Genomic DNA, 25291 nt, shown 5'->3' with positions numbered 1-25291 from the left:
TTAATCTTATTTACTAAAAACTGTTGATTTCTACTTGACGGTTACAGACGATGAGTACTCCTTATTACCTTCGCGGCATTATCATATGTAAAAGATGTAATTCATATTTAGTTACGAAAGGTAATTCTCCAAAGAGCAAACGTGGCAAATATATGATTTATAGATCCCCAGAATGTAAAAAAACAGTACCACTTATACCTGTACATGAAACTGTATTAAATGACTTACAAAAGAAGTGGGCTACACAGTTTTCCACCTTTGCTATTACATCTAAAGAGCAACTTATCCCTAAATACCTTGAAAAAGAAGCCCTATTTCTAAAAACCGCTAACGAACAAGGGCTTAAGTTAGACTACTTGATTGTTTCTCATTCTGTCATACACCTGAATCAGAGTAGTAGATTAGTGGCTCTTAAATGGAAAGATGTTGATTTCAAAAACCATACGATCAGCATAACAAAAACCTATTACATTCCGAATAATAACACCTTAGATTACCAATTAGCACCACCGAACCCGAAAGTCAAAACGTAAGATTGTTGTAGATGAAGATGTAATTCAAGCTTTAAACCAAGATATCCAGAATCAAGTAAGAAAGAGATTAGGTACAGTTTATTATAATAAAAACTTTATCTTCGCTAAGTGGAAAGACAATTTGGTTATCCCATCGATATTTAAAACAGTACAAAACCGAATGAAGAGATTACTAACTATCGCCGAGTTAAATACAGACTTAACACCTCACTCTTTGATACATACCCACACATCTCTCTTAGCAGAGGCAGGTGTTTCACTCGAACAGATCAGGGACAGACTTGGTCAATCCGATGATCAAATTACGCAGAATGTGTATCTCCACGTTACTCAAGAAATGAAAAAAGAAGCTTCCCACAAGTTTACTCAACTCATGAGAAGCCTCCGTTAAAAACCTCATGATAAAAACGTTGGTATTACAAGTTTCTTTAATATCTATTTTCTTTTATTATATATCCAGATGAATGGGCGGCATGATGTAATAAGCCGCTTCCCCCCTTAATATATAACATCACACTCTCAACTTATATAAAAACCCTACCAAAACATTAAATGAGGAAAAATACAATTAAAAAAAGGCGAGGACAAACACGAGGACAACTTCAGGAATTTTTGAGTATTGCGGACAGAATGAGCCGGCTGTGCGGAGTTTTGAGCCACTGTTTGCGGACAACAGAGCCAGTGAATGCGGAGGAGAGAGCCACTGGCTATTAAAAGGGGAACAGCCATTGAAATGATTTTTTTTCTAATTTCAATGGCTGCTGATTCTATCTAAATCGTTTATCTTCTAATTGTTCGTCTATAATCTCAATTGCCCAACGGACAAGTTCATCAAAATCTAAATCATCTTCCTCGTCCCATACACAAGTAGTTAGTAACCTATCTACTATTTTCATCATCACTTCTTCCGGTAAATATCTGTGAAAGAAATACGTAGCTACACGGTTTTCAACTTCTGTTGGGATCATCTTCCCACCACCAAACCATGACGTTCTCTCATTGATACTTCACCATCGACTAGAATCTTATAGGAATCATGCACTATGCGGTCAAGAATCGCATCTGCAATCTGCGCCTGTCCCAACTTAGAGTGCCACCCTTCTGGTGAGAATTGGGAACAGAATATAGTAGAAGTCCTCTTTATTCTTGATTCAATAATTTCTAAGACGTGAAGGGCATGCTCCTCCGAGAGCTCAGTTAATAGCCATTCATCAAGTATTAATAAATCGATTTTCTTATATTTTTGGATGATTTTACGGAAGCTACCATCGGCTTCATACTTTGCGACAGCTAGTTCATCAAGCAATTCTGGCAATCTGATATACTTTACATTGTAAAATTGGCGACAGGCATGAATGCCAAAGGCATTGGATATCCACGTTTTTCCGTTCCCTGATGCACCCATTAAAATAATGTTATGGTGGTTTTGTATATAATTCCCTGTCGCTAGCTCCAATATAAGTTTTTGTCTAAGTTACGATCTGGATGATACTCTATGTCTTCAATAGCTGCCATAGGATCTTCGAAGTTTGCCTGTTTAATCAACCGTTCCAATCTATTTGATTTTCGACGGTCAAACTCAAAATCTACTAAAAGATTAAATCGATCATCGAAATCCATATCTTGATAGTCTTTGTTCTGGCTTTGTTGCTGATATAATTCTGCCATTGCACCCATTTTCATTTCGGTTAATTTACGTAATGTTTCTTGGTTCATCATTTTTTGTCCCCTCCAAAGTATTTAGCGCCACGGGTAAAGCCATGGTTATTATTATTGATTCGATGATTATCAACCTTAGATTTTTGCTCACGCTTTTTTCGCCTATCCAATATCCCTTTTAAAACGGGAATGGTCGGATTAGCTGAGATTTCAAGCAATGTATGTGTTGCGGTCTCAAGTTCATCCATTGTATGTTTAGTTGATAAATTTCTTAAAGCACTAAGGATGTTCAATGCCTTCTTTTCCGCATTCGTTTCTAGGATATAAGAGACAAATCGCGCCATGGAGGGTCCAATTGTTTCTGCCCATTTACGATTGTTTTCAGGGTTATGCTCAAGGTATAGTCTATGATTATCTGGCATGTGATCCCTATTCGTAGAAAACTGTCCAACTTCTTCCATTAACCGTTTATGGGATGCAATTCGCGCTTCCTTAAAGTAAACTTCAATTAGGTCAGTGGTAAGCCGAATATCGACTTGTTCACGGACATAATCATATGGGACGGAATAATACATTCGTTCAACTTGAATGTGGTAGTTCAATTGAACTTTTGCTGTTTTCCATTCCGCAAGTTTGTAACGTGTTTGGGGAAGCTGGTGAAGGTGGGATTTCTCTTCTTCCTCAAACACCTTTTTACGTGAACCAGGACGTTTCTGAAAATCAATTGTATTGATTTCTTCCAGCTTTTCATGGATTCTTTGATTTAAATCCTCTATGTGAAAACATTGATAGTTTCTTAACGAGGCGATGATCTGTCGTGAAATGTAGCCAACAGTACCTTCGACACTAGCCTTATCCCTTGGTTTTCGAACCCGGCTAGGCACGACGACTATACGGTAGTAATCTGCCATTTCTCGATAGGCTTCATTAAGAAGTGGTTCGACCCGGAAGGGCTTAATAACCCCCGTTTTTAGATTATCTGGAACCAAAGTTTCAGGAACACCACCAAAATATTCGAATGCATGGATATGTGCCAGAAGCCAGTTTGGTGACTTCATATCTAAAAAAGCCTCCACGTAACTTAACTGGCTGTATGGCAAAGCCGCAATGAAAACATATGCCGGAATCTTTTCGCCAGTGAAACGATCAATAATATGCAGTGTGGATCCTGCCCAATCCACTTCCATGATTTCACCCGGTTTTCTGCGAATTGGCATCGTTAATTTATATTTCTTCGCGTACTTCCCATAATTTTCACAAAAAGTCCTGTAAGCATAGGGGACTTTTCCACCCTCGCGAGCCTCTACCGCATACTCATGATGCAATAAAGCCAAAGTGACATTCTTTTTTTGCAGCTCCTTATGCACCTTCTCCCAATCAATCGGGAAGTACCCCTTTTCGCTAGCCTGTTTCTCCGGAAAAAGAAATTCCTCCAACCATCGATTGGTCATGGTATCGTTCAAGCTTTCTATCCCAAGCTTTTTGGCACGCCGAATGACCTCGGCGACTGTATTCCTAGAGTGACCGGCACTAGAACTGATTGTTCTTTGACTGATCTCATCAAAATACAGTTCAAGGATTTTCCGACAATTAACCACAAAAAAACCTCCTGTATAATATTGTCATGCACTTTTGCATGCATTTTTTATTATACAAGAGGTTATTTGATTTATGGTGCCGGCTCTAACTCCGCAAATGGTGGCTCACTCTTCCGCACTGACTGGCTCAAAACTCCGCACACGTGGCTCAATTCATATGCAATAATCAATTTTTTTAGTGCTGCTTATCCAAGATGCTTTCTGGGGATTGGGGAGCTAGATATAAGGGAGTTGTAATTAATAGTAAATTAAAAGCCATCCATAAGATGGCCTTTTTTTATTCTCCAAATAATTTTACATAAACATTATTAAATAAATGAACTTGGGCTGTCCGATTAATCCAAATCGTAATATTATGATATTTTACATTATTCTGTGTTGAAGTATTGATCTTTACATAAGGATCTCCATAAGCGATTATTTGTTTATTATGTTTTTTATAATTATCTACCATATAATCGATTAACGTTTCATGTTCCTCATAAATATTCAAACTCACACTTGGAACATGCCTAAATCCTTCTGTATCCGTATCCTTTACATAAGGTTTTTCTAACATAAAAGAATTATACTTTTTATTCTTTCTGTCCGTTCTTATTTGATACTCCTTTACCATTCCCTCTATACAGATAGGGTGCTTCGGCTCCGGTTTATTTCTAAAATACTTCGATAATACTAGGAAATCTTTATATTCAGGACCAAAATAAAATTTATCCCAACTAATCGTCTTGCTCTTATATTCTAACTTTAAATGTTTCTTAACATCCTCATTCTCTTCCATTTTAGAACGCAGGATCATGATATCTTTCATCCGGCTAAGATAAGGTGACATTGATCCCCTATTTTTATAGTTCTTATCCGATGCATCTCCTTTTCCTTTTGGATTTGCTGTTGTTCCTTCTTCCTCTTCTTCTGGCGGTTCCGCCATCGCTTTCTTAACAACTTGCAGCCTTATAGCATATTGATCTTTTTTCTTCTTTTCCATGAATTCTTTCAATGCCATTGGTTTATGGGTTATAATTTCAATCTGTCCAAATGTATTATATTCACAATTACCCTCATGTTCGATTCCTTTTTCCAGCCGAAAATATGGAGATACGTCAATCACTCTATTTTCTAATTGTCTCTTTCCTGATCTTCTGAATGATAATTCTACCTTACAATAAGGACAGGTGAACTTTTCCCCATTCAATTCCTGTTTATCTGCTTCGATATTCGTCATCGTTTCTTTTGTTTTAGTGTAAACCGCCTTATCTATTTTTACCCCATATATACTACTCCCTTTCTTTAGTAGTCTTATAAAATATCATGCCTTACAAACTTTTCATCCAACTAGCTCACCATAGATAAAAATCGCCAACAGACTTTCTCGACGATTGATAAAAGGTAATGTCCTCGGCGTTCACCCTTGATTCTCAAAACAATAATCCACAAATTTTTCAAATGTCTGTATGTGGCAACACAGGGTGCTGGTTGGTATATAACTCGGCCCCTAATTAGTGGATCCGAGCCTATTACTCTTATAAAATTCAGAGTGGATCCTTACTCTACTCCAGCCCCCACTGATTGAAGTTCCCTCATTCTTATTCCTGATACATCGTAATAATAGCTTAATGCTTGAATAACCTCATTTTTCAACGTTTCGATATCTAATAACGGTGACATGACGACAGGATATTTTTTATTTAATTCAAAGATAACACGTCTGCCGTAACGTTCGTCATTGCCTAAATCCGGCCGATCCTTAATATTTGCCTTCATAATATTTGAAATTTGCAACTCATCAATAATCGTTAATATTTTAATTAAAAACTCTGAGTTTCGAAAGATAGCATATTTAATAATATAGTTATATACATCTAAATTTTCCAAAACTAAATTATAATAATGCTTCTTCTTTTCCTTATTTATGTCTAAATCTCCAATATATTCAGCTGCAAGAACACATTTATAAATATAATTTTCCCAGTCGAACTTCTTGATGACAATATTTTCAAAATGTTTAATACCAGTACTTACGATTGGATAGTTTTCAAGAATAAATTCACGCTTTTTCGTAATCAATAAAGAATGCCAAAATATCTCTTCTAGATGGACATCACGATCGGTATTAATATAGGAAGCAGCAATTATTTCAAATGCCTTTTGAAAGGCTTGTTTCTTCTCTTCTTCAGATCCACGTCCCATATAAATTGGAAAATCTGGCGTATCTGCAATTTTTACGAATTCATTAGAAAAATAGTTCTCATTGCTATTGATTTTATCCTCTAAAAAATCCTGATAAAATTGCTCATTATTTTTATAGCCCTTGTTTAATAATCTAATTTCCATTATTAATAAGCTCCTTAATTGCACCAGCATATTTTTCAATAATTTTATTCGATATTAAAGAGATAACCTCATCAATATTATCAATCGAAACCTCTTCAATCATTTTTTTAGTCATTAACTGGTATAACTTAAAATCAAGTAAATTCTCAGGCTGAGTAATTTGTGTTAAATCTACATAATCCTCCCCCAGGTCACTATACTCGCTAATAAAGCGCTGCAATGCTGTACGTAGACCTGCATAAATATAAGGATTATTGAACGCTTGACTAGATCCTATACCGTTAAATTGAAACTCCTCTTTTCGGTAACGAATGATGATGGTTTCAGATCCTAGTTCAATTTTAATATCAGAGGATAAAGTTTCATCTAACTTTTTTTCAAATAACACCAATGGATTTTGAATACTACCTTCAAATACAACAATGTTAGAAAAGCCTAATAACGCATTTTTGGGTACAATGATTTCGTCTTTAAACGCCTCATAAAATGAAGTTAAATCATCATTATCACTAAAATTGATTTCTCTTGTTGATTGAATGTGCAATTGAATCGAGGTACGTTTATTTAAAGAAACTCTTTTCTTAGGGACTTCAATTGTGTTTTGATTTGGCTCAAGCTTATAAAATTTATTATCCTTTGACTGGATAATTAAGATAGTTTCAGCCGCTCCTGTTGCAATAAGCTGTTTTACAAAGGGCGAACTAATGTCGTAATTTATGACAAAGCGATAATCATTTGTATTCTCTTCTAATGATACATCCAATAAAAAAGAACTATTTTCATAGCTTGTGGATGTATTCGTCAAAACGGGATAAGGAAAATTCGCATCTTTTTTATAGATCATTTTACACCTCTACATAGTAAATAAATTTTAATGCTCGATTATAATTAGGCTTTAAGTCCAGTTTCAATTTCACAACGCCATTTTTAATTGAAACATTTTTAATAGATTCATTTTCGATTACACAGCTTGAACCTGTATTATTATCAATTACCGCTGAATAGTTCTCTTTTAATTTAAACTCATTCTTATATTCTTCTCCCATTCCGTCAATAATGTTTAATGAAAGATTACAAGAAGTTGTATTTTTTAATTCTGAAATATCTTTGAAATTGAATTGAATAAATTCATTATTTTTTAGAATTAAACGTTCTACTAAATTAGGACTTATACTATATGTTTCAGTGCCTGATTTCTGTAATTCATCTGCAGTACCCGTTGGATTATTCCTACGGGTACGTTTAATACCTCTATTTTTAGGCTTTACGGTACCTTTTTTTGTTCCTTTTTTCTTAGGATCTGTTTTTGAAGTGACATCTGTTGCCTTTACAACTTGCTTACCTTTATTAATCTTGACCGCACCATACGCATTGGATAGATCCTGTTTGAATTCTGATTCCATAATATATAAAAGATCCTTTGTATCCATTACACCATCTGTAGGATTATTTTTCTTCATTTCCTCATCAATGATGGCTGCGATTGCATTAGAAAGATTATTTATAAAGCGGGTAGCTTGTCTTTTCAGCTTTGGATCTTTTATGTCCTCTGCTGAAATCTTTGTATGCGATTCATTTTCAAGTTATTTCAAATAGCCATCTTCCTCTAAATCACCAATTAAAACAGCATTATACGGTTTTGTCGCATACGATTTTACTGAAAAATCTTCAATTTTCATACCAATCGTACGAACAATGGCTACACGGCCTTTTGAAATGGATTCATCATATTTAAAATAAAGTTTAAAATGGAAGTCTTTATCACCATTTGAAACTACAATATTCCTTGGCATTTCATTTTTAAATGTTTTTACATAAAGTGGTGTAAAAACTTTCTTCATATCTGAAATTTCTTGAATATAATAACGATTATCGTTTAAATATTTTTCAATTTTATCAGCGTTAATTACATGATCGTTCACATGAACTTCTAATTTACCCTCTAATATAGAGATAAAGAAACTATCACACACCGTTTTAATAATTTCATCCTCATTATCAAATTCATCACGTAGGTAGGGAATAATAATTTTTAAGCCTCTAGTTTTCTTTTCAAAAACAGAATGGAACTTATTTTCATATGGATAAAACTTAGATGTACCATTTTCCATTTTTTGATCAGCAAAATAACCGGTTGATCGGTAGCATTGCTGATTAAACATATGCTCAATTAATTGAACCGTACCACCTAAATGCTGGTCCCCGTGCTCATCACAGTTTGCGAAATACATTAAATGAAGATCCGATGCAGCATTTGATGCAATTTTTCCTACACCATGCGAGCCACCGCGTGATGTTTCAATAGATTCATCACTTTCCTCAAAATGCACACCTTTGTTATATGCATAAATACCCCAAGTATCTTTCTTAGAATGGCTTTGTCCGCGTTTCGCTCCAGTTAGTCCTCTAGTATTTATATCTTCAAAGGAAATATAGCGTACTTCTTCCTGTTCCACTTTTTTGAGCATATGGCTAATCGTTTCCTTAGTGTAGCTATTTCTTGCTTCTAGGCTTTTAATACGATCAATGACATCATCAATTCCTGGAACGTCATTATTATTAATAGTACCTATATTTATTTTAACAATAACCGGTGCAGTGCTATTAGCTAATCTCCCGTCTAACGAGTTTTGAATATTTTCTTTCGTTAAACCTTTTACACCTAATCCATAGAATCGCTCTAATATTTTATTAAAATTCGATTCTTCAATATTTGGTATCGGAGAAAATTTCCACTGACTCGTAATTGCGCCAACTTGTTGCATCAAAAAAACACCTCTACTATTTTTTATTCTTACTAAATGTAAAATTAATCTAAGGGCAGTACTCTTTTTTAATCAGTCTTCTACTCCAGTAATAGAATTCAACATATTTAATGTAGGAATAATAAATGGAGCATATGCCTCACAGATTTTTTCAACATCCTCTAAAGAGTTAAATCCTTTAGAACCTTCATTCTCTTCTTTCACAAGAGAATACGCTGCGAGCCCTAACATTGTCATTCCATAGATGAACTTACTTTTGGTTAGATCTTTCAAGCTTTCACGGGCAGATCTTACCTCTGATTTCAATACTGTGTTATCTATATTGAACACAAAATTCAAAGACTCTGTGCTATCAATTATCTTTAAAACACGCTTAGCATTAAAACCATATTGTTCCCAGTCATCCTTTGTAACAGTCGACATATTTGGCAGTTTTAATTTACTCTTAGATGGTGCATTCCCTATACCAGTATTACTACCAGTATTTCCTTTAGAGCCGCCACCTCCACCACCTCCGCCTGATGATTCATAAGGCTTAATGATGATAAGCTCAAATACATTACTGAAAGTTTCGTCTGTCGCATCACTCTTAACATCAAATCTACATTTCACTTCATCATTTTCCTTATAAACACTTGGCAGATTAAATGATAGAAATGCATTACCATTTATTAGATTTAGCGTGTGATCTAACATGGTAAGTTTCGAATCTGATTGTAATAATAATAATTGACATTTCCAATCAGATCCTTCTCGAGTAAAAAGATCATTATTCGCATCTGTTTCAAATTTAATGCGGGATTTTTTTCCTTCTTGGTTGCTGCCTTTAAAGACATATTCATCTTGCTGGCCATAAAATCTAAAGAAGGTAGGAGTCTCTTTTCCCCCAAATTTCCCCACCCCACTTCCTTCCCCTTCATTATTACCAGAAACAGAACCTTCATCACCAGAAATATCATTTCCTAAATCTAATAACTGGTTTAATACTTCTGTATTCTTTACGACTTTCTTCAATGCATCAGCCAAAGGCTTATTATCAGCCATACTAATTTTAATCATCTCTTGAATACGCGCCTCATTTAATCGCTTAAGACCTGCTTCATTAGCAAGATAATTTTCTAACTCCTTCTTCACTTCTTCGGCAAAAGGGGAATCCACTAATCGGTCACGACTGTTCATGAACAATTTTTCAATTGCTGCATTAGTTAAATGACTGCAATCAATAATTGTTAATGTATCATCTTTTATTTCATTTAGTTTAAGTCGCTTACGTGAATAAATGGTCTTATCAAGCATTGCATGAGTTTGGCCATTTAAAGAGAAAATCACCCCTGTACCACGTAAGAATTTTGAAAGAGTTTTCCGTTTAAACACATATGTAGAACAGGTCAATGTTTCACCATGTACTGTCATGGAAGCATGCGTTGGGAAACCTTCTTCTAAATCTCCTTGACGAGAATAAGTAAAGTAGTCTAATAGACCATCTGCAAATACATTTTTAGATCCTTGTGCCCTAAATTCACGGAATTCACAAAAACGAACAGGCACCGTCATTTTTGGTAAACGCATTTTAATAGCATGACCTAAACCATTATCTAATAGAATACTAGTCTTATGGACGCCAACTTCATAATCAAATAATTTAATGAATGTTCCATACTCTACTTCTGTACCGCATAGAGTTCTAGCATTTGGCATAATTGCAAATGTATCTGCTTCAAACCCTAACACAGATCCCTTTTTCGGCTTACTATCTGCAGCAATTGGGGCTAAATATTCCACTACAGAACTACGCATATTACCAGTTGGTGGTGTTCTTCTAATTACTGTAAATGCCCACTGATCATCGCGCGGATTTGTTGAATTTATTAAAGCTGGATTTTTTCGAGTAACAATAACTTGTAGCTCAGTAAATTTCGCTACGCCACTTCCTCCCATATTATGTTTTCCTTGAACAATTGGGATTCGAATCTTATTGCTTTTACCTAATGATAAAATAGTATCTGGTAAACTATCAGGCGTTTGTCCTTCGCCACGATCTGCAATTGTAACATTAGGATTATCAGGATGTTTACCACCTGTTAAAGAAATCGCAACTAATCGCGAAATATCTTCTTTAACTTTTTTTATATCCGAAGCTGTACTATTGCTTTCTTGTATATATTTTAGAATATTTTCTTTAGTCTTTGCTGGGTCTAGAATATTGTACAAGTCAATCGCCATTTCTCTACCAGCGTTCATCAAGATTGCATCGAATGCATTTACAACCTTTTCCACAATTGAAGAAACCGGATGACTTTGCTGATTTCCAATACTAGAGTAATTGTTTTCAGTGTCACCTAAATATCTCCAAACGTTATCGTCGTTCCAATAGCCTTTCTTTACCAAAAAAGAAATCACTTCTTGAGTACTTTCAAAGCAACAAACTAATTTTACCTCATTTAATGTGAGTTTCATATCTTTTACAGTAGTCATATCATATTACCTCCTATTATATTATGAGCGGCCCGTTTTTAATAATTAAACTATACGTTTTTTTATTTGTCAAAATTTTTTCGTTATAAATAATTAAAAATTAACTAATTTATTTAAGCGGCTTAAGTTTATATACTCCCATAGTAATAACAATATTATTTAGCGGCTCGATAAATATATAATTAGATAATAATACAACATCACAATTGAGCGGCTTATAAAATAATGAAATAAAATGAAAATATAGATTGAAATAATACCATAATAATGATAAATTTAATACATAACAATTTTGGGGTGGTAAAATGTCTGTAGCAAATTCAATTAAAATATCATTTAAAGGTTCAAAGGGAAATCAATTTGGAAGGGAAACTTATGTAACAATGATTCCTTTCAATAAACTTGAAAGTTTCTTTAAGGTTTTTCCAGAAGTTCAACGAAAACTAAGTAAGCCTCGTGTTAAATCAATTGCAAAGTATATTTTAGATGGTATCGATAAAAAAAGATTGACATTTTTAAGTGCTATTACAGTAACATGTAAAAATGAAATTCAATATAACGAAGATGAATCTACTATTGATGTGGATATTAGCACTGTTTTCTCTATTAACGATGGACAACATCGATCTGAAGCTATTAAATTAGCCATTGCAACATTAAAAGAGGCTATCGAAGGTTCTAGTGATCATAATGAAAGAGAAAAGCTTACAGAAAAGCTTAACATCTTAGAAAATATGACTATTCCAGTTGTAATTTTCACTAAAATTGATCAAAAAGGCGAACAACAACTATTCCACGATTTAAATCTATTAGCTGGAAAGCCTAACAAATCTATTGCATTAAACTTTGATTCAAGTGATCTGTACAGTACATTAGCTAAAGATTTAGCTAAAAACAACGAGCAGTTATTGAGATTAAATATCCAAACTGAAAAAACGCAAATTCGCGGCAATAACAATCAAATCATGGTTCTTTCTACATTAAGAAACATGTTATGCTATATCATTACAGGTGCAAATAAGGATAAAGATAGCAAATTAAATATCGAAAATTATAATGATTTCCACAATACACTTGATGAAATCCTCAATTTACTATTCGATGAATTACCAGAAGATGCTTCTAATCGTGACAAGTATATTATTGGTACAGCGGCTACATTACAAGGGATTGGTAAATACTTAAACGAAGTGGTTTATAATCAAAATAACGTTGATTGGCAAAGTGAAATTAAAAAGTTAGGCACTATCGATTGGTCTCATAGTAGTTCTGTATGGGAAGGTTATGGAGGTAGCTACATTCCTGAAAAGAATAAGTTTGTATTTACTGGTACTAGTGCAGGCATTAATGGTGTGTATGAAGCTTTAAAAAATAAATTGAATAAATAATAAAAAGCCGCTCAATTTTATTGAGCGGCTTTTTTATAAAATAACATATAAATTAAAACCATGTTTTGTTATCAAAAAGAATTTAACGGGCGGCTCAAATAATTGCTGACCTGTTAAGTTACTCTCCTCAATTTTCGGTTGGCCAATCTTAGTATTGGACGTTCATCTGAATATCATACGGATATTAATACTACAATGAATATCTATGCTCATATGACCGCCAATATGGAAGTAAAGGCCTCCCAACAGTTTAGTAAACTGATGAAAGACCTTCTCCTATAGTTAGCTTTTTTTGTCATGGATTCGATGTTTTATAGAAAACGAGGACAAATCTGTGAACAAGAAAATCTTATTATCATTTTAGACGTTCATATAACAAGGTTTTAAACCCCTTATTACATATGCCGCCCATACTCTAAATCAACAAAAAGTATGTTTTATTTAAAAAGATGATAAGAGTTCAACTTTTTATTTAATAAATCGTGTGTTATTTCCTGTCTCCCACTTGTTTGATAACTGCCTGATTTGGTGATAATCTAACTTTCAAGTATGCCATTAATATTTTCTTGTTCCCCTCCTCGTAAAGGGTATGCGATACATAGTTAGCTTCAAGAGTTCTTCCACGATCGTCAAACACAAAAAACAATGATTTTCTTTCGCTCGTTGCCTTTAAATCTTGAATCAATCCATTGAATATCTTAGGTTGAATGCAAATTTCTTCTCGAAGCGTTTCCTTTGTTAGAGCGTTAATAAACATAACCTTATACATAATAAGACCCCCTATCAAGTTAATTTTATGATAGCTTAAAGAAGATGCCTTACTGCATGTTGAATGTGAACAAAGATTGAAGTTTCATGAGAGTTCCCTTATTTTCTCTTTAAATTTATAATCCTAGCGATTAGGCACAAAAGTGATAAGAATGAAAAAGCTGTTCCCTTTAATAACTGCGATTCTTAGAAGTTTTATTTTAAGCTTCACTTCTACCTCAGTTCCATCATTTAATTTCGTTACAACAAGTATTTCCACTTTGTTTAGATAATCCCTTTAGCAACGTCTTCAAGTCTTTTCTTTAAATTTTCTGGAAGATGAATTTGCTGTCAACCTTTTCAATTGCTTTATTTATTAAGCGGATGATTCTTTTGATGTAATAATCAAACTAACCAAATTTAAAACCGAATTGGGAAAGGGAATGGTGAACCTCTTATCGTAACTAAGAAGGAAAATTGTGTATTTCAATTAAATCATAGTAAAATATATTCATTTCTTTTAACCTTCCAAAACCTGAAAAAAGGTCTGAACCCAGCGGCTTCGCTTCAATGTTCTTCTCCCTGATTGAAGGTAGTGCTTAATGGCGCTGTCGTGGCGTTCTCCATATATCACACTTCACGAAACCTCCCATACTCCTTCTCAAATTCCAGCTTCACCGTCCCAATCGGGCCATTTCTTTGCTTTGCAATGATAATTTCTGTGATATCCTTTTGTGCCGTATCCTGTTGATAATAATCCTCGCGGTACAGGAAGGCGATGACGTCTGCGTCCTGTTCGATTTGGCCGCTCTCACGCAGGTCAGAGAGCATCGGGCGTTTATCCTGCCGGCCTTCCACTGCCCTGCTGAGCTGGGAGAGTGCCAGCACGACCACATCCAGTTCTCTGGCCATTTGTTTTAGGGAGCGGCTGATTTCGCTGATTTCGGCATAGCGGTTTGTATAGGGCTTTCCTTCTCCTGATATAAGCTGAAGATAGTCCAGCACAACCAGTATTCTTTTATTCTCTCCGTATTCCCTCTTCACTTTTCTTACCTTTGCCCAGATATAGCTGACAGTGATTGCGGCCCGGTCGAACATGTGCAAATTTGCTTTCGATATTTTGCCCATTGCCTCGGTGAGCTTGGTCCAGTCCTCCTTAGACAAGTTCTTTTTTGGATTTCTTAGTTTCAGCCCATTGATTTTGCCGGTTGCACTGATCGCCCGCTTCATTAATTGCTTGACCGGCATTTCCATTGAGAAGAAAATCGCAATATCTTCCTTGGCAGCTTTAAGGGCAAGGTTTAATGCAAATGCGGTTTTCCCCATGCCGGGCCTTGCGCCAATGATGACCAAGTCTGATGCCTGAAATCCGCCTGTCAGTTTGTCCAGCTGGGTAAAGCCGGAAGGGATGCCGGTCAGTTCCCCGATATCATTTTCACATTCATAATAGAAGTCTACCAATGAAGCCTGTATGTCCCCGAGGCTGTCTTCCATGCCCAGGTCTTCGATTTGCATCAGGCGATGAATACCGTCGCGCAGCGTTTTCCGTATATCATTCGACTTTGCCTCATCCATAAGCAGGGTGGCGGCATGGATGGTTTTTCTTTTTTGGTCATATTCCTTAACGATGTCCTGGTAATAATGAAAGTTGGAGGTGGTTGGCACGCTTCCGGCAAGGTCTGTTATGAAGCCAATACCCCCAATGTCTTTAAGATTATTTGGGCCGATTTGTTCGACAACAGAAATCACGTCTATCGGCTTTTCCATATCATGCAGCTGTTTCATCGCTTCCAGAAGCTTGCGCAGCTGCCAGGTGTATAATTGATTAGGCCGGATCGTACATTCCTGGATCAGCCCATCCTCAAGGAAAAGGGACCCGACCAGCGCCTGTTCCGCCTCGACATTGACCATCTCGTATTGCATGTGATTAGTCCTTCCTTATCCCTAATATTTTTCTCAGCCGCTGCAATTCCTCTCGAATGTCTTGTTCCACTGCCGGTTCCCATTCCAAGTCCAATGTCTGATGTGCGCCCGGTGCGGTGTGCCCGCCTGCCGGATTTTGCTTCACAAGGTCTGAAATCTTCGGCGGTGCCGGAGATTGGGTTACATAGCAAACCAGATTTTGTTTTATCTGCTGAAAAGAGTAGGTCTTCAATGCCTCATTCCATGCATCTATTTTTTGCTGGTCCACTGTAAACTGCCCATAATAATCGCCAATCAGTTTCAGGATTTCGAATGTTTCCCTCTTAGTCATCGAGATCAAAGTCCTCCTCGCGAACCTTGTGGCTCCCAAAGCTTCTCTGGTTTAAGTACGACTCAAACTTTGTCCCGAATAATGTTTCTGGCCTCAAGTACTTGCTCCATTGCGGATTTTTCCACTCTGTAGCCTTTTGGTCTATCACTCTCTTAAAATCCTCCAGTATGAATCCTTCCTTCCATCTTTTCCGGATCAGATTTCTCGTTTGTTGAGTGCTTGCCTTATAACAGGAATTTGTCTTTTCGTTCAGGTAAGCGATGATTTCGGCATAGGGGATTTTATTCTCTGCAGTAGTCTCTTGGGTAATCTCTGGTATTGCTTGGTCCAAGACGGGCTCCTCCATGTCTGCATCTGGTGCGTTCAATGGCTCATTTTGGGCAGCTGGATGTACCATTAGCTCCTCTTCCAAATTCATTAGCTTTTCATAATCGATTGTGTACCATTTCGTTTTGTCCATCTTGGACCGGTTCCAATTACCCGAAATCAGGTAACCATCCTTTTCAAGCTTCTTGATCGTTCGCTTGATTGTACTCTCCGACCAGAATGTCAGCTGGTTTTGCCAATCTTTATATGTATTGTAAATCCACTTTCTCCCGTTGAATTCATGCTTGCTTGATTTCAGCCAATAATGCACCTGCTGCAGAATAACCGCCTCACTCAACCCGATTTTCACGGCCAAAGAAGGAATGATCATTAATGGACTTTCCTTGATTAATAATCCGCTCATAAAACCTGCCTCCCATTCGTCCAATTTTTTTGTTGCACGTGCCAGCTGCCGCGGAAAAATAGGCCTGCCGAAACTTTATACTCGCTTTCACCTTTTATATATATCGATAGGAGCAAAAAGGATCATCGAGTAGGCAAATTTTTTATTATCAATTGAAGAATCACTGCCCTACAATCAATCGCATAATGGAAAAAGGCAGATCTAACAGTATGTTTGAAAGCAAAAATGGGACGATCCAAAAGTCACATGCAGTGAGTTAATGGATCCTCCCTATTTCTCTAGCAATTTGTTCTATTAATTTGTGAAAGCACTCTGCAAAAATGCAGTCTGGCAAAAAAAGGCCACTCCAGCACTACTGGCCATTTTAAAGTGTTAACTGAGTCATTAACAGAAAACAGCCAGCACATGACAAATAAGCTTGGTCTGACAAGTGCTTTTTTGAATTGTTGTAAATAAACCAACGTGTTACCAAGCATGCAAGAAGAAGCGGCAAATCAGATTGATGTTTTGTTCGCAAAATCTAATTACATTACTACGTCACAAAAATGGCAGCACTCCCGCTTGATATGCCATTTTGAGTGCAGTCAGAAAAACAAAAAAGCCTCAAACCCATATATTTCAAAGGATTGAAGCATCTAACTAAGATGACCTGTAACGGGTTCGAACCGCCTAGCCCTACCCTGTCAAAGCGAAACTATTGCATTTCTCAGTTCTAGATCGTACAGGTGATACCTAACCATCTGAAAAACATTGATATTATAGGCTTTGTTAAAAACTAAATATTGCAGGTACTACCTTATATATTTAATGGCACCCTTTCGGCACCAATAATAGCATCAAAATAAACCCCTCTAAATGTTGATATGGCAAGCTTCTTCTATAATTTTATTTGTTAAAAAGGGGGAGATTTCTGTTTTAGGGCAAGTACTGAAAGAAAAATTGACTACTCCAACAACGTCCCAAAACTCTTCATCAATTCTTCATCAGAACAGATAATAATATTTAGCAGGTTCATTCTACAACTTCTGGTTTTTTACTTCTCTTTATAAAATATTCATCACCTTGATCATTTATAATTTTAATTTCCTCTTCGGTTGCTCTCAAGGATATATTCTGAGGTATTTTTATTTCAGTAGTTGCTATAGCCTCTAAAGGGGGCTTTAAATATTTTTTTATAAACTGCCCCATTTCAGGCCCTGCTTTTTTTATTAATAAATTCCAAGCGCCTTGACCCAAGTAAACTTCCCCATTGTTATCCTCGTATTGTTTTTTTAGTTTCCTTAACAGTTCGGAAGGAGTAGAATCAAAAACTATTAACACTGGTTTTATTCCCGCTGCATTTGCTTCCTTTGGAAAAGACATCTCTTCACCAAATCTTCCTTGCCCACTTGCAGCTATTGTCACTCTTAATTTTAATTCATAGGCAGATTTATTAGTTCCTTCTTCAATATAGCAATCAATTTGTCTACCTTTTTCTGTTGGGTCTCCATCTATAGTAAGCCTTTTTACAGGAGAGTTTCTATGGGAGACAGACTCCCCCCCAATACAACTAGCCAAAATTGGTTCAAATAAATAACCTGTCTCTTGAGCACTTCTATTGTCAATATCATAAATCCATTTTCTCCAATGTAACCAGTTAAATAGTAACTCTTCATTGCAATTCCCATATTCAATTAGACTACGTGGCCCGATTTGTTCTGCTGAAGGGAAGGGCTGTTTACTTAAAATATATCTGTACTTAAATCTTCTTCTATGCAAATCGCTAAGATTTTTTAAATAAAGATATATTATGTTACTAGGATCAAGAGCCCCTGATTCCTTCAAATACTCACAAGCATCCTCAATACTCAGAGGGTTAATTTTGTCTATATCCTCATACTTTAAATCATAGTAGCTTAATTTTAGTAGTTCCTTGATATCTTTATTAAACCAGTCCTCAACAGTCCCAGAATTAAGATCATAATATGCAATGTGAACCAGCAAAGCAACCTCTTTCGGGTCTAATTCTACCTTTGCCTCCCCAGCACCGTGCTGAGAAAAGATTTTATAATATGCCTTTAGTTGTCTCGTAATTTCCATTGAATAACTCCTCTTGTATAGATTTCTCAATCAATAAACTATTTAACAAATCACTTGTTTTCTTAAGTGCTGGGCTCATTGCAGTAGCTTTAGTTAGGTTAAAAGATATTAGTCCCCCCCTAATTTTACCTATTTCTCCCTTTCTAATTGCCTTACCATGAACTTCATTTATATGCTGGGCAAAAATTTGAGCTAATTTAGGGGGAATAGCATTCCCTATTTGTGTCATTTTTGCTCCATCACTTCCTGTGAAAACAAAATGATCAGGAAAGGTCTGCAGCCTCGCACATTCACGCATAGTTAACGTTCTGTTTTGTACAGGATGTACAAACTCTCTGCTTGCTGCACTAGTAATTGTTAAAGCTGGTTCGTCATAAATTAACCTTTTTAATCCCGAAGGCGCGCCTCCTCGTTTGTGGGATGGCGTTCCATCTTTTACCCGTCTCAATGATCTTTTCTTAAAAGAATCATGTTGCAATTCTGCCGGTAAATCCCTCATTGTCTGACCAGGTTTTAAATAGCTGTAACGTTCAAAATTAATGCCTGATTCTTCTTTTGGCAAGTGGTCTATTTCAGGTATTTTAACTGCCTCTAAGTCTTCTATTGTCGTCCTAAGTGTAATAGGTGAGTTTCTAAAAATTGGTCCTGTAACTGAATGGATCGGTTTCGGAAATGAAAAATTTATACCGAGCCTATTTCCAATAATAATAACCCTTTTTCTTCTTTGAGGAACCCCATATTCCTGAGCATAAACCTTCTTTAGAACAATTGAGTACCCTAATTCAGCGAATTTTTTTACGGCTTCGTAAACATACTCTCCTTTTCCGGTTGTAAGCAATCCCTCAACATTTTCCATAAAGAACCATTTTGGTTTAAATTCTTCCAGTGCTTCTGCATAATTTTTTAGAAGCTTGTTTCTAATATCGTCCCAAAAACGTGTCCCTGCCGAACTAAATCCTTGGCATGGGGGGCCGCCTATAATTAAATCTAAATCTCCAGGCTTAAGTCCAAGCCCTGCTCTTAACTCTTTAAAATCGCATGCAGACAAGTCCACAAGCTTACTCTTATTTTCACCAAAATTTTTATTATAAGTATTGATTGCTGCAGCATTATTGTCATATGCAGCTACAATATCAAAACCACCTTCTTTAAAACCTAAAGAACAACCTCCAGCACCAGCAAATAAGCTAATCGCTGTCTTCATATTATCACCTTTCTAATCTTCATTTGCACAATCTCTATTGTAATGGATTCCCCTTCAATTAAAAAGGTATTTGCAGCATTGATATACACCAAGTCCATTATCCCTCAATTTTACTTATTAATTCTCTTTTTCATTGACCAATAAATTTGAAAATTATTTTAAGAACATTATTATTTTCACAACTTTACTTTCTTTTGCTTACTTCCACTCAAAAAGAGAATAATAAGCAAAAGTACTACTCTTAAAAATTTGTAATAAGTGAGAGACAATAGCCAAGGGTTTTATTATCCAAAACGTCCATGTAGTGTTTTTAAAAATGTAAAAAAAAACCTCTTTACCATAATAAGACGTAAAAAAGGAGACTCCGGGGCAAGCGAAGCGCCGCCCTAAGAAAGTGTGGACTGTTGAAGAATGAAGCAGTTCGCACAACTCTACCATTGTTAATTTTTCAAGAATACACTCATTTTTTTTTCTTTATTTTTTGTTCTCATGTACTTTTTTAAATCACTTTACAGATTCTACAAAGAATAAAGAGGTACGTTAGCCGCTAAAACTAATGAAACCCTTGGTATAACAGCTTTCAAGTCACTTTTTTACTTCTTCAATAGGTTCGTAAAGTCCCGTATAGAATGGCTAATAGGTTCGGTTTTTCCCGTATAGTTGTGCATGTAATTAAACAGGCACGGATAAAAAAAGACCTGCTGAAAGCAGATCTGGCAGGTCTTTACATTGAATGTTTTTTTCTTCTGCGGTTTGCAGCGATGCGATGCGCTTCAAAATCTTCACGAATGGCATTGAACTTTTCATTATTGCTGTCGGTGATTTGGCGGTACATTAAATCGGGATGAACCCTGTAAAGCAGACTATTTCTACTTTTGGATGCCATCACTAGGCCCTTCTCACACAGCAGTGTAACCAGCTTCGTAATTTTCATCTGCATCACAGCCAATGGCTGCGGACAATTCTTCACGTTTCATCTAGAGAATATTCTCTTTACCCTTTTCAATTCTCATGTACTTCCTAATATGCAAGAGGAAGCAGCGAATCAAATTGATGTCCTGTTCTCAAAATCAAATTAAGCAGTTGCGGCACCAAAATGGCACCAAACACCGATTGAGCGTCAAGAACACAAAAAACACCACCTCCGAAGAAGTGGTGTTTTCGTAGAGAAACCGTGTTCCTGACGCTCTCTCAAGGGTTTTAACACCCGATGATTCCTACTTGGTTCGAACCAGCGACCACTACCCTGTCAAGGTAGTGGTCCATGCACCGTTAAGTCATCCGGTCAGTCAAACGTATGTAATTCGTAGTATATCTACGTTAAGTCAATCGGTAAGTTAAACGAACAAATCCCGTTAACCCAAATTATACCGAATAGCCGCACAACCGCGCAAGTCATATTTGCGGAACCCTCTCTTTATTCGATTACCGAAACCGCAACAATATCCGCAAACTTCACCCGCTCAGCCGCCTCTTCCTCCGTAACTAGCCGTACTTCTTGATTAATCGGATCCATATAATGAATGCGGCCGCAAATGTCCTCGTTGAATCCGTCATACCAACACGTTAACTTTACCGCAAGATTAAATTCCATTGCGTAACAGATGCGCCGGTCAAATTCGTCTATTTCGTATTCATCAATGATCGGCTTTGCCTGGCGATGGTAATCCGTTTTCATATCTCGCGGCATCTTTACATGTTCCGGCATGAAAAACGCTCCTTGCCATTTTAACTTTCCGCGATCCCTTAGCGTCATTTCGGTCAGCCCCTTCGTTGCTATACCGATATCATAACCGAACATTTGTTCTTCAATCTATATATAACGCCCCATATATAATCGCTTTAACTTTGCAACACAAAGTCTAATACATCTTTTCCTCACCCTTTTTTAAAATGAATGGGTTATAGAAATAGATGTTAACCCGCTCATTTAAACACCTCTTTTTTTCCTTATTATTCCAAAAATAGAATTTACTTTAATTTTTTCTACAGTTATACTTTAGGAAAGGCTCTTTTATGCAATGGAGGTGATTCTATGAGATTGATTGTTAATTCTAAATCAAATCGAAACTCAAAGATTTTTAATGTAAAATGGAAGCTATTGACTTTAATTTGCATGATAATCACTACATATCTAAAATACATACAATTGATTCTAAATATAGATATCAACTAACATTAAAGATTGATAAAGATATTTATGAGGATACAATTCAATTAATTCTTTCTTCTAGTAACAAAATAGGAACTTTCGAAATTTTCCAAGATGCCGAGTTTAACTATAATCTATCTGTTAACCTCAAATTACCACTAAGTTCTGATTATGACTACAGCATTTCGAGAAAGTCAAAATTTAAGTTTAATTTCGTATGCACTCCAGCGCACATTATGACAATGGAAGAATACGGAAAAGCCATAAATAGATCTAAAACTCGCGATGAACAAAGATTGAGCAAAGCGCCCATTAGAGTCTATAAAGGAGGGACTGTAAGACCAAGATAAAGATAAGCCCAAAGAGGTGATTTTCTTATGTAAAGAGAATGAATAAACCGCTCATAGAGGGGAAATTAAAATAATGATTAAAGTAGGAAACATTGAATCAGTAAGTACATCACGGGTACAAGTTACTGCAGGTATAAATAAAAAGAAATTTACATCCTTAATTGATGAGAAACAATGGACAGCTAAAGAATTCCACGATCGATGGAAAAGTAAATACGGATTCAGCATGAAGTATAACAACTTTATGGAATTACTTAATAATAAGGTTAACTGGAAGTTGGTATATGCCTTTGCTATTGCTGAGATGTTAGAAATAAATATTAATGAGCTTTTTATATTTAATACCGGTGAGTAATAAATCGTCCTAGCATCCATTTTGGGTGCTTTTTAATTGGAACAAATGTACTGAAAAAACAATCAGATAAATTGTAGGATAATGAACACTGCAAAAAAAAAGATCCCGTGAAGGTGCCCAAAATTTCCGGTGCTGGAGGTAAATAACCATATTGATGGGGAACAACTGTATGTCACCCCCTTAGAGCTAATTTCACTTTTATGCATCCTGTAACACCTTTGTCTTTCCTGCTTGCTGAACTGTATGCACAACACTAAAGGGTCATCTTTATGTTTGTATATTTTAACCTTTACCCTCTCCAACCAATGTTTCTTCCAGAACCCGCAAAGTATTCATTTCTGCTTCTATTACCATCTAAGTTCGGACTGATAGTATAACTAAACCTATCTGCTTCTGCAAAATCTTTTTGTTTTAAGCTTGATATATCCCTTCCATCTGTGATTTTCTTATCAGTCTGAATTAAGTTTCTTTTATCCGAGGTAATTACTAAATCAGAATAAAGACCAGGTAAAGCAGATGATCTGAACTTTGTTTTAATATTTGCAGTTACGAAAGTAGAAGACACTCTCTTAAATGCGTGTTCATATATTGACCAAGTGATTGTTTTTGAAAGTTGATCTACCTTAATTTTGTACTTATATGGGTTTTCTATATCTGGGGAAAAATTTCTCCCTGATTCATGGATTATTAATAACTTTATGTAAAGATCATTATCCAACTTAAAAAAGCCATTTATATTATCAACATTATTGGCTGTTGAGAAAACCACACTTGTTTTATACAAATTCTCAAGCTTTTCAAATCGAGAATAATTCAAAGTAACTACTAATGTTTTTTTATCTGCACACCGCTTAATTATTAAATCTCGTTGTGATAATAAAATCTGATTTACCAAGTTGGTCACCTATTTTCGTTTTTATATTCCCATAATAACCCAGAAATTTATAAAGTGATATAAGTTTTTTGAATATTAAATTAAAACATTTGAAAAGAAACTATACCAGCAGCTAAACGGAAATCTTTCAAGTTATATTTAGTGATCAGTTCATGGTGAATTGTATAAATCTCTTTTAACAGAATGTAAAACACCCCCCTCTCCAGAGCCAAATGCCTTTACCAGATAAACAGGTGATGTGACTAACGACATAGTCCTATCATCATTTAAGTACACCTTATTGATAGTTATCCAAGGATTATATATATCAACTAACAACAACCTATCATATACATCTATCATAATTACTGTCTTTCCTTACTAGCCTTAAACAAGGAGATTAAATATAAATCAATATGGTTATGCTCGCGTCAGTGCTGCGGATCAAAACTTGGATTCCCAAATTGAAGCGTTAACTAAATTTGATGTTGAATAAATTGTGTCTGAAAAAGTTAGTCGAGTGGTAAAAGCGAAAGAAAAACTTGAATTACTAATTAATAAGTTACAAAATGGAGACGTATTAGTTGTCACGCGGATGGATCATTTAGGCAGGAACACGTTGCAGTTACTTGAGCTAGTTGAACAGTTGGAACAGAAGAACGTTCATTTAGTCATTCTAAATATGAACATTGATACTCGAACTGCAGCAGGTAAGTTCTTTCTGACAGTGATGGCTGGTTTTAGTGTTAGATAGAACAATGATGAAAGAGAAACAACGAGCTGGTATAGAACTAGCCAAGCAAAAGGGAAAATACAAAGGCCGACCTAAGAAGTACACAGAGAAGAATTCAATAATAAATCAAGCAACGGAATGGTATAAGCAAGGCGATAAAACAGTAAAGGAAATAAGCCAAGTATTAGGAATAGGTGAAACGACCGTATATAGAGTAGTTAAGAGTCGAGGCATTACACGTAGCAACTGAGATTATTGGGAGGTGATAATTTGAATCAATATAAAGTGGTTGTAAAGAATGGGTACACTACAATCTTGGAAGAAACAATAGCCGCTGAAGATGAAAGAGATGTCTTAGGAACTCTTTTAATTAGAAGTGAGCTCTTCAACCAGAAGTTTACAGATATTCGAATATCTGAACGTTAAGTAGTGAATAAGAAGCACACAGACATCTAACAACAGTTAGGTGTTTTTTTATTATTAATATCACGGAACTGAAACATTTATAGAAGCAACTCTTTTCACTTTCCTTCGCTTTTTACTCAACCACGTTAAATCAAGAAGCTGAGCGGCTCTCTACAACATTGCAGCAGCAGTTCTTGAATTTGATGCGCGGGAAGGAAGCCCCATTGCAGCCGCCAGTGGAAAATATTAATGATATAGCGAGCGACTATGAAATAGCTGCCCTTAAGAATCAATTAGGAACTTCGATTGTCGGCAGTCCTCAAACCGTAAAAGAAAAGCTGGAAAAGTTTCTGGATGAAAGTCAAGCCGATAAAAAATTATGGCAATCGCCCAGGTTTACGATCATAAGACCCGCCTCCATTCCTATGAAATATTGGCTGAAATTACTCAGCTAATATAGGTCAAAACTGGCCGATCCTTATGGCAGGCTTTTAATGTATATCTATAAGTTTTTATAGGAGATAAAAAACATCATTATAATGCTTCAAAGGCAGCAATTATCAATTTCAACCTGTACCCATCCCCTCTTTAAGACTCTTGCCAGTAGATGAGCCCTTAAAAAAATAAAGGACTGAATCATCTATTTGATTCAGTCCTTT

24 protein-coding genes and 3 pseudogenes are annotated in these 25291 nt (G+C 35.9%); 9 read left to right on the top strand and 18 right to left on the bottom strand.

The annotated features are described in order from the left end of the window. Positions 1 to 152 precede the first annotated feature (152 nt). The gene (locus tag D0469_RS19425; protein WP_117328385.1) at positions 153 to 533 is read left to right on the top strand and encodes a site-specific integrase; all 381 of its coding nucleotides are present in this window, start codon (positions 153 to 155) and stop codon (positions 531 to 533) included. Position 534: 1 nt separating this feature from the next. Continuing rightward, positions 535 to 924, top strand: coding sequence for a tyrosine-type recombinase/integrase (locus D0469_RS21260; RefSeq protein WP_325048984.1), 390 nt, complete (start codon positions 535 to 537; stop codon positions 922 to 924). 376 nt (positions 925 to 1300) lie between these two features. On the opposite strand, the gene D0469_RS19415 is transcribed toward D0469_RS21260, so the two are convergent. The 9 genes and pseudogenes from D0469_RS19415 to D0469_RS19380 all read right to left on the bottom strand — a co-directional run bounded on the left by D0469_RS19415 (position 1301) and on the right by D0469_RS19380 (position 11361). Beyond that, on the bottom strand, positions 1301 to 1501 hold the full coding sequence (locus D0469_RS19415; RefSeq protein ID WP_117328383.1) for a hypothetical protein: 201 nt from the start codon (positions 1499 to 1501) through the stop codon (positions 1301 to 1303). Continuing rightward, positions 1498 to 2252 (bottom strand): annotated as a pseudogene (gene istB, locus D0469_RS19410) (IS21-like element helper ATPase IstB). Before istB ends, D0469_RS19415 begins: the two are co-directional and overlap by 4 nt. Continuing rightward, complete coding sequence (istA, locus tag D0469_RS19405) at positions 2249 to 3790, bottom strand: IS21 family transposase (protein ID WP_117328382.1); 1542 nt, start codon at positions 3788 to 3790, stop codon at positions 2249 to 2251. Before istA ends, istB begins: the two are co-directional and overlap by 4 nt. Before the next feature lie 277 nt (positions 3791 to 4067). Continuing rightward, a complete protein-coding gene (locus D0469_RS19400; protein WP_117328381.1) occupies positions 4068 to 5012 on the bottom strand; it encodes a hypothetical protein in 945 nt (314 codons plus the stop codon). Positions 5013 to 5332: 320 nt separating this feature from the next. Further along, entirely contained in the window at positions 5333 to 6121 is a 789-nt protein-coding gene (locus D0469_RS19395; protein WP_117328380.1) for a hypothetical protein, read from the bottom strand. Next, the gene (locus D0469_RS19390; protein WP_117328379.1) at positions 6111 to 6965 is read right to left on the bottom strand and encodes a hypothetical protein; all 855 of its coding nucleotides are present in this window, start codon (positions 6963 to 6965) and stop codon (positions 6111 to 6113) included. The genes D0469_RS19395 and D0469_RS19390 overlap by 11 nt, the downstream gene beginning before the upstream one ends. A 1-nt stretch (position 6966) precedes the next feature. Next, positions 6967 to 7581, bottom strand: a complete 615-nt coding sequence (locus tag D0469_RS21785) for a hypothetical protein (protein ID WP_233523123.1) — start codon at positions 7579 to 7581, stop codon at positions 6967 to 6969. A 123-nt stretch (positions 7582 to 7704) separates the two neighbouring features. Further along, positions 7705 to 8886 (bottom strand): hypothetical protein, encoded by a 1182-nt coding sequence (locus tag D0469_RS21780; protein ID WP_233523122.1) that lies wholly within the window; start codon positions 8884 to 8886, stop codon positions 7705 to 7707. A gap of 72 nt (positions 8887 to 8958) precedes the next feature. Continuing rightward, a complete protein-coding gene (locus tag D0469_RS19380) occupies positions 8959 to 11361 on the bottom strand; it encodes a hypothetical protein (protein WP_117328378.1) in 2403 nt (800 codons plus the stop codon). A gap of 305 nt (positions 11362 to 11666) precedes the next feature. On the opposite strand from D0469_RS19380, the gene D0469_RS19375 reads away from it, so the two are divergent. Further along, a complete protein-coding gene (locus tag D0469_RS19375; protein ID WP_117328377.1) occupies positions 11667 to 12749 on the top strand; it encodes a DNA sulfur modification protein DndB in 1083 nt (360 codons plus the stop codon). 174 nt (positions 12750 to 12923) lie between these two features. After that, positions 12924 to 13031: pseudogene (locus D0469_RS21775) on the top strand (integrase); the annotation flags it as partial. Positions 13032 to 13236: 205 nt separating this feature from the next. Here D0469_RS21775 and D0469_RS19370 read toward each other — a convergent pair. From D0469_RS19370 to D0469_RS19335, 8 genes are all read right to left on the bottom strand, one after another. After that, complete coding sequence (locus D0469_RS19370; protein ID WP_117328376.1) at positions 13237 to 13518, bottom strand: hypothetical protein; 282 nt, start codon at positions 13516 to 13518, stop codon at positions 13237 to 13239. 608 nt (positions 13519 to 14126) lie between these two features. After that, on the bottom strand, positions 14127 to 15419 hold the full coding sequence (gene dnaB, locus D0469_RS19365) for a replicative DNA helicase (RefSeq protein ID WP_117328375.1): 1293 nt from the start codon (positions 15417 to 15419) through the stop codon (positions 14127 to 14129). A 4-nt stretch (positions 15420 to 15423) separates the two neighbouring features. Beyond that, entirely contained in the window at positions 15424 to 15750 is a 327-nt protein-coding gene (locus tag D0469_RS19360; RefSeq protein WP_117328374.1) for a replicative helicase loader/inhibitor, read from the bottom strand. Then, the gene (locus D0469_RS19355; RefSeq protein WP_117328373.1) at positions 15743 to 16480 is read right to left on the bottom strand and encodes a conserved phage C-terminal domain-containing protein; all 738 of its coding nucleotides are present in this window, start codon (positions 16478 to 16480) and stop codon (positions 15743 to 15745) included. The genes D0469_RS19360 and D0469_RS19355 overlap by 8 nt, the downstream gene beginning before the upstream one ends. Before the next feature lie 1011 nt (positions 16481 to 17491). Continuing rightward, positions 17492 to 18559, bottom strand: coding sequence for a restriction endonuclease (locus D0469_RS19350; protein ID WP_117328372.1), 1068 nt, complete (start codon positions 18557 to 18559; stop codon positions 17492 to 17494). Continuing rightward, on the bottom strand, positions 18525 to 19763 hold the full coding sequence (locus D0469_RS19345) for a DNA cytosine methyltransferase (protein WP_117328371.1): 1239 nt from the start codon (positions 19761 to 19763) through the stop codon (positions 18525 to 18527). Before D0469_RS19345 ends, D0469_RS19350 begins: the two co-directional genes overlap by 35 nt. Before the next feature lie 724 nt (positions 19764 to 20487). Beyond that, positions 20488 to 20649 (bottom strand): hypothetical protein, encoded by a 162-nt coding sequence (locus tag D0469_RS21255; RefSeq protein WP_158553600.1) that lies wholly within the window; start codon positions 20647 to 20649, stop codon positions 20488 to 20490. Between the two features lie 531 nt (positions 20650 to 21180). Next, complete coding sequence (locus D0469_RS19335) at positions 21181 to 21519, bottom strand: YolD-like family protein (protein WP_117328369.1); 339 nt, start codon at positions 21517 to 21519, stop codon at positions 21181 to 21183. 335 nt (positions 21520 to 21854) lie between these two features. On the opposite strand from D0469_RS19335, the gene D0469_RS19330 reads away from it, so the two are divergent. Together D0469_RS19330 and D0469_RS19325 are read left to right on the top strand one after the other, a co-directional pair. Then, positions 21855 to 22265, top strand: coding sequence for a hypothetical protein (locus D0469_RS19330; protein ID WP_117328368.1), 411 nt, complete (start codon positions 21855 to 21857; stop codon positions 22263 to 22265). Between the two features lie 73 nt (positions 22266 to 22338). After that, positions 22339 to 22620: a hypothetical protein gene (locus tag D0469_RS19325; protein ID WP_117328367.1), complete on the top strand. Its 282-nt coding sequence runs from the start codon at positions 22339 to 22341 to the stop codon at positions 22618 to 22620. A 289-nt stretch (positions 22621 to 22909) separates the two neighbouring features. Here D0469_RS19325 and D0469_RS19320 read toward each other — a convergent pair whose 3' ends face one another. Then, positions 22910 to 23515 carry a hypothetical protein gene (locus tag D0469_RS19320; RefSeq protein ID WP_117328366.1) on the bottom strand — a complete coding sequence of 202 codons (606 nt, stop codon included), beginning with the start codon at positions 23513 to 23515 and terminating at the stop codon, positions 22910 to 22912. A gap of 385 nt (positions 23516 to 23900) precedes the next feature. Here D0469_RS19320 and D0469_RS21770 point away from each other — a divergent pair. The 3 genes and pseudogenes from D0469_RS21770 to D0469_RS19300 all read left to right on the top strand — a co-directional run bounded on the left by D0469_RS21770 (position 23901) and on the right by D0469_RS19300 (position 25087). Continuing rightward, positions 23901 to 24477, top strand: a pseudogene (locus D0469_RS21770) (recombinase family protein). Between the two features lie 20 nt (positions 24478 to 24497). After that, positions 24498 to 24653: a hypothetical protein gene (locus D0469_RS21250; protein ID WP_158553596.1), complete on the top strand. Its 156-nt coding sequence runs from the start codon at positions 24498 to 24500 to the stop codon at positions 24651 to 24653. A 182-nt stretch (positions 24654 to 24835) separates the two neighbouring features. Beyond that, positions 24836 to 25087: a hypothetical protein gene (locus tag D0469_RS19300; RefSeq protein WP_233523121.1), complete on the top strand. Its 252-nt coding sequence runs from the start codon at positions 24836 to 24838 to the stop codon at positions 25085 to 25087. Positions 25088 to 25291: the final 204 nt, after the last annotated feature.

Origin of the sequence: Peribacillus saganii, assembly GCF_003429095.1 — a bacterium.
Taxonomy (GTDB): Bacteria; Bacillota; Bacilli; order Bacillales; family DSM-1321; genus Peribacillus; species Peribacillus saganii.
Note: the sequence above shows the minus strand (reverse complement) of the source record. Positions and strands in the feature narration are given on the sequence as shown.

Coding starts and splice junctions, on each gene's coding strand:
- D0469_RS19425 (WP_117328385.1), top strand. CDS start 153: ATGATTTATAGATCCCCAGAATGTAAAAAAACAGTACCACTTATACCT.
- D0469_RS19415 (WP_117328383.1), bottom strand. CDS start 1,501: ATGATCCCAACAGAAGTTGAAAACCGTGTAGCTACGTATTTCTTTCAC.
- D0469_RS19400 (WP_117328381.1), bottom strand. CDS start 5,012: ATGACGAATATCGAAGCAGATAAACAGGAATTGAATGGGGAAAAGTTC.
- D0469_RS19395 (WP_117328380.1), bottom strand. CDS start 6,121: ATGGAAATTAGATTATTAAACAAGGGCTATAAAAATAATGAGCAATTT.
- D0469_RS19390 (WP_117328379.1), bottom strand. CDS start 6,965: ATGATCTATAAAAAAGATGCGAATTTTCCTTATCCCGTTTTGACGAAT.
- D0469_RS21785 (WP_233523123.1), bottom strand. CDS start 7,581: ATGAAGAAAAATAATCCTACAGATGGTGTAATGGATACAAAGGATCTT.
- D0469_RS21780 (WP_233523122.1), bottom strand. CDS start 8,886: ATGCAACAAGTTGGCGCAATTACGAGTCAGTGGAAATTTTCTCCGATA.
- D0469_RS19380 (WP_117328378.1), bottom strand. CDS start 11,361: ATGACTACTGTAAAAGATATGAAACTCACATTAAATGAGGTAAAATTA.
- D0469_RS19375 (WP_117328377.1), top strand. CDS start 11,667: ATGTCTGTAGCAAATTCAATTAAAATATCATTTAAAGGTTCAAAGGGA.
- D0469_RS19370 (WP_117328376.1), bottom strand. CDS start 13,518: ATGTATAAGGTTATGTTTATTAACGCTCTAACAAAGGAAACGCTTCGA.
- dnaB (WP_117328375.1), bottom strand. CDS start 15,419: ATGCAATACGAGATGGTCAATGTCGAGGCGGAACAGGCGCTGGTCGGG.
- D0469_RS19360 (WP_117328374.1), bottom strand. CDS start 15,750: ATGACTAAGAGGGAAACATTCGAAATCCTGAAACTGATTGGCGATTAT.
- D0469_RS19355 (WP_117328373.1), bottom strand. CDS start 16,480: ATGAGCGGATTATTAATCAAGGAAAGTCCATTAATGATCATTCCTTCT.
- D0469_RS19350 (WP_117328372.1), bottom strand. CDS start 18,559: ATGGAAATTACGAGACAACTAAAGGCATATTATAAAATCTTTTCTCAG.
- D0469_RS19345 (WP_117328371.1), bottom strand. CDS start 19,763: ATGAAGACAGCGATTAGCTTATTTGCTGGTGCTGGAGGTTGTTCTTTA.
- D0469_RS21255 (WP_158553600.1), bottom strand. CDS start 20,649: ATGGCATCCAAAAGTAGAAATAGTCTGCTTTACAGGGTTCATCCCGAT.
- D0469_RS19335 (WP_117328369.1), bottom strand. CDS start 21,519: ATGACGCTAAGGGATCGCGGAAAGTTAAAATGGCAAGGAGCGTTTTTC.
- D0469_RS19330 (WP_117328368.1), top strand. CDS start 21,855: ATGGAAGCTATTGACTTTAATTTGCATGATAATCACTACATATCTAAA.
- D0469_RS19325 (WP_117328367.1), top strand. CDS start 22,339: ATGATTAAAGTAGGAAACATTGAATCAGTAAGTACATCACGGGTACAA.
- D0469_RS19300 (WP_233523121.1), top strand. CDS start 24,836: ATGCGCGGGAAGGAAGCCCCATTGCAGCCGCCAGTGGAAAATATTAAT.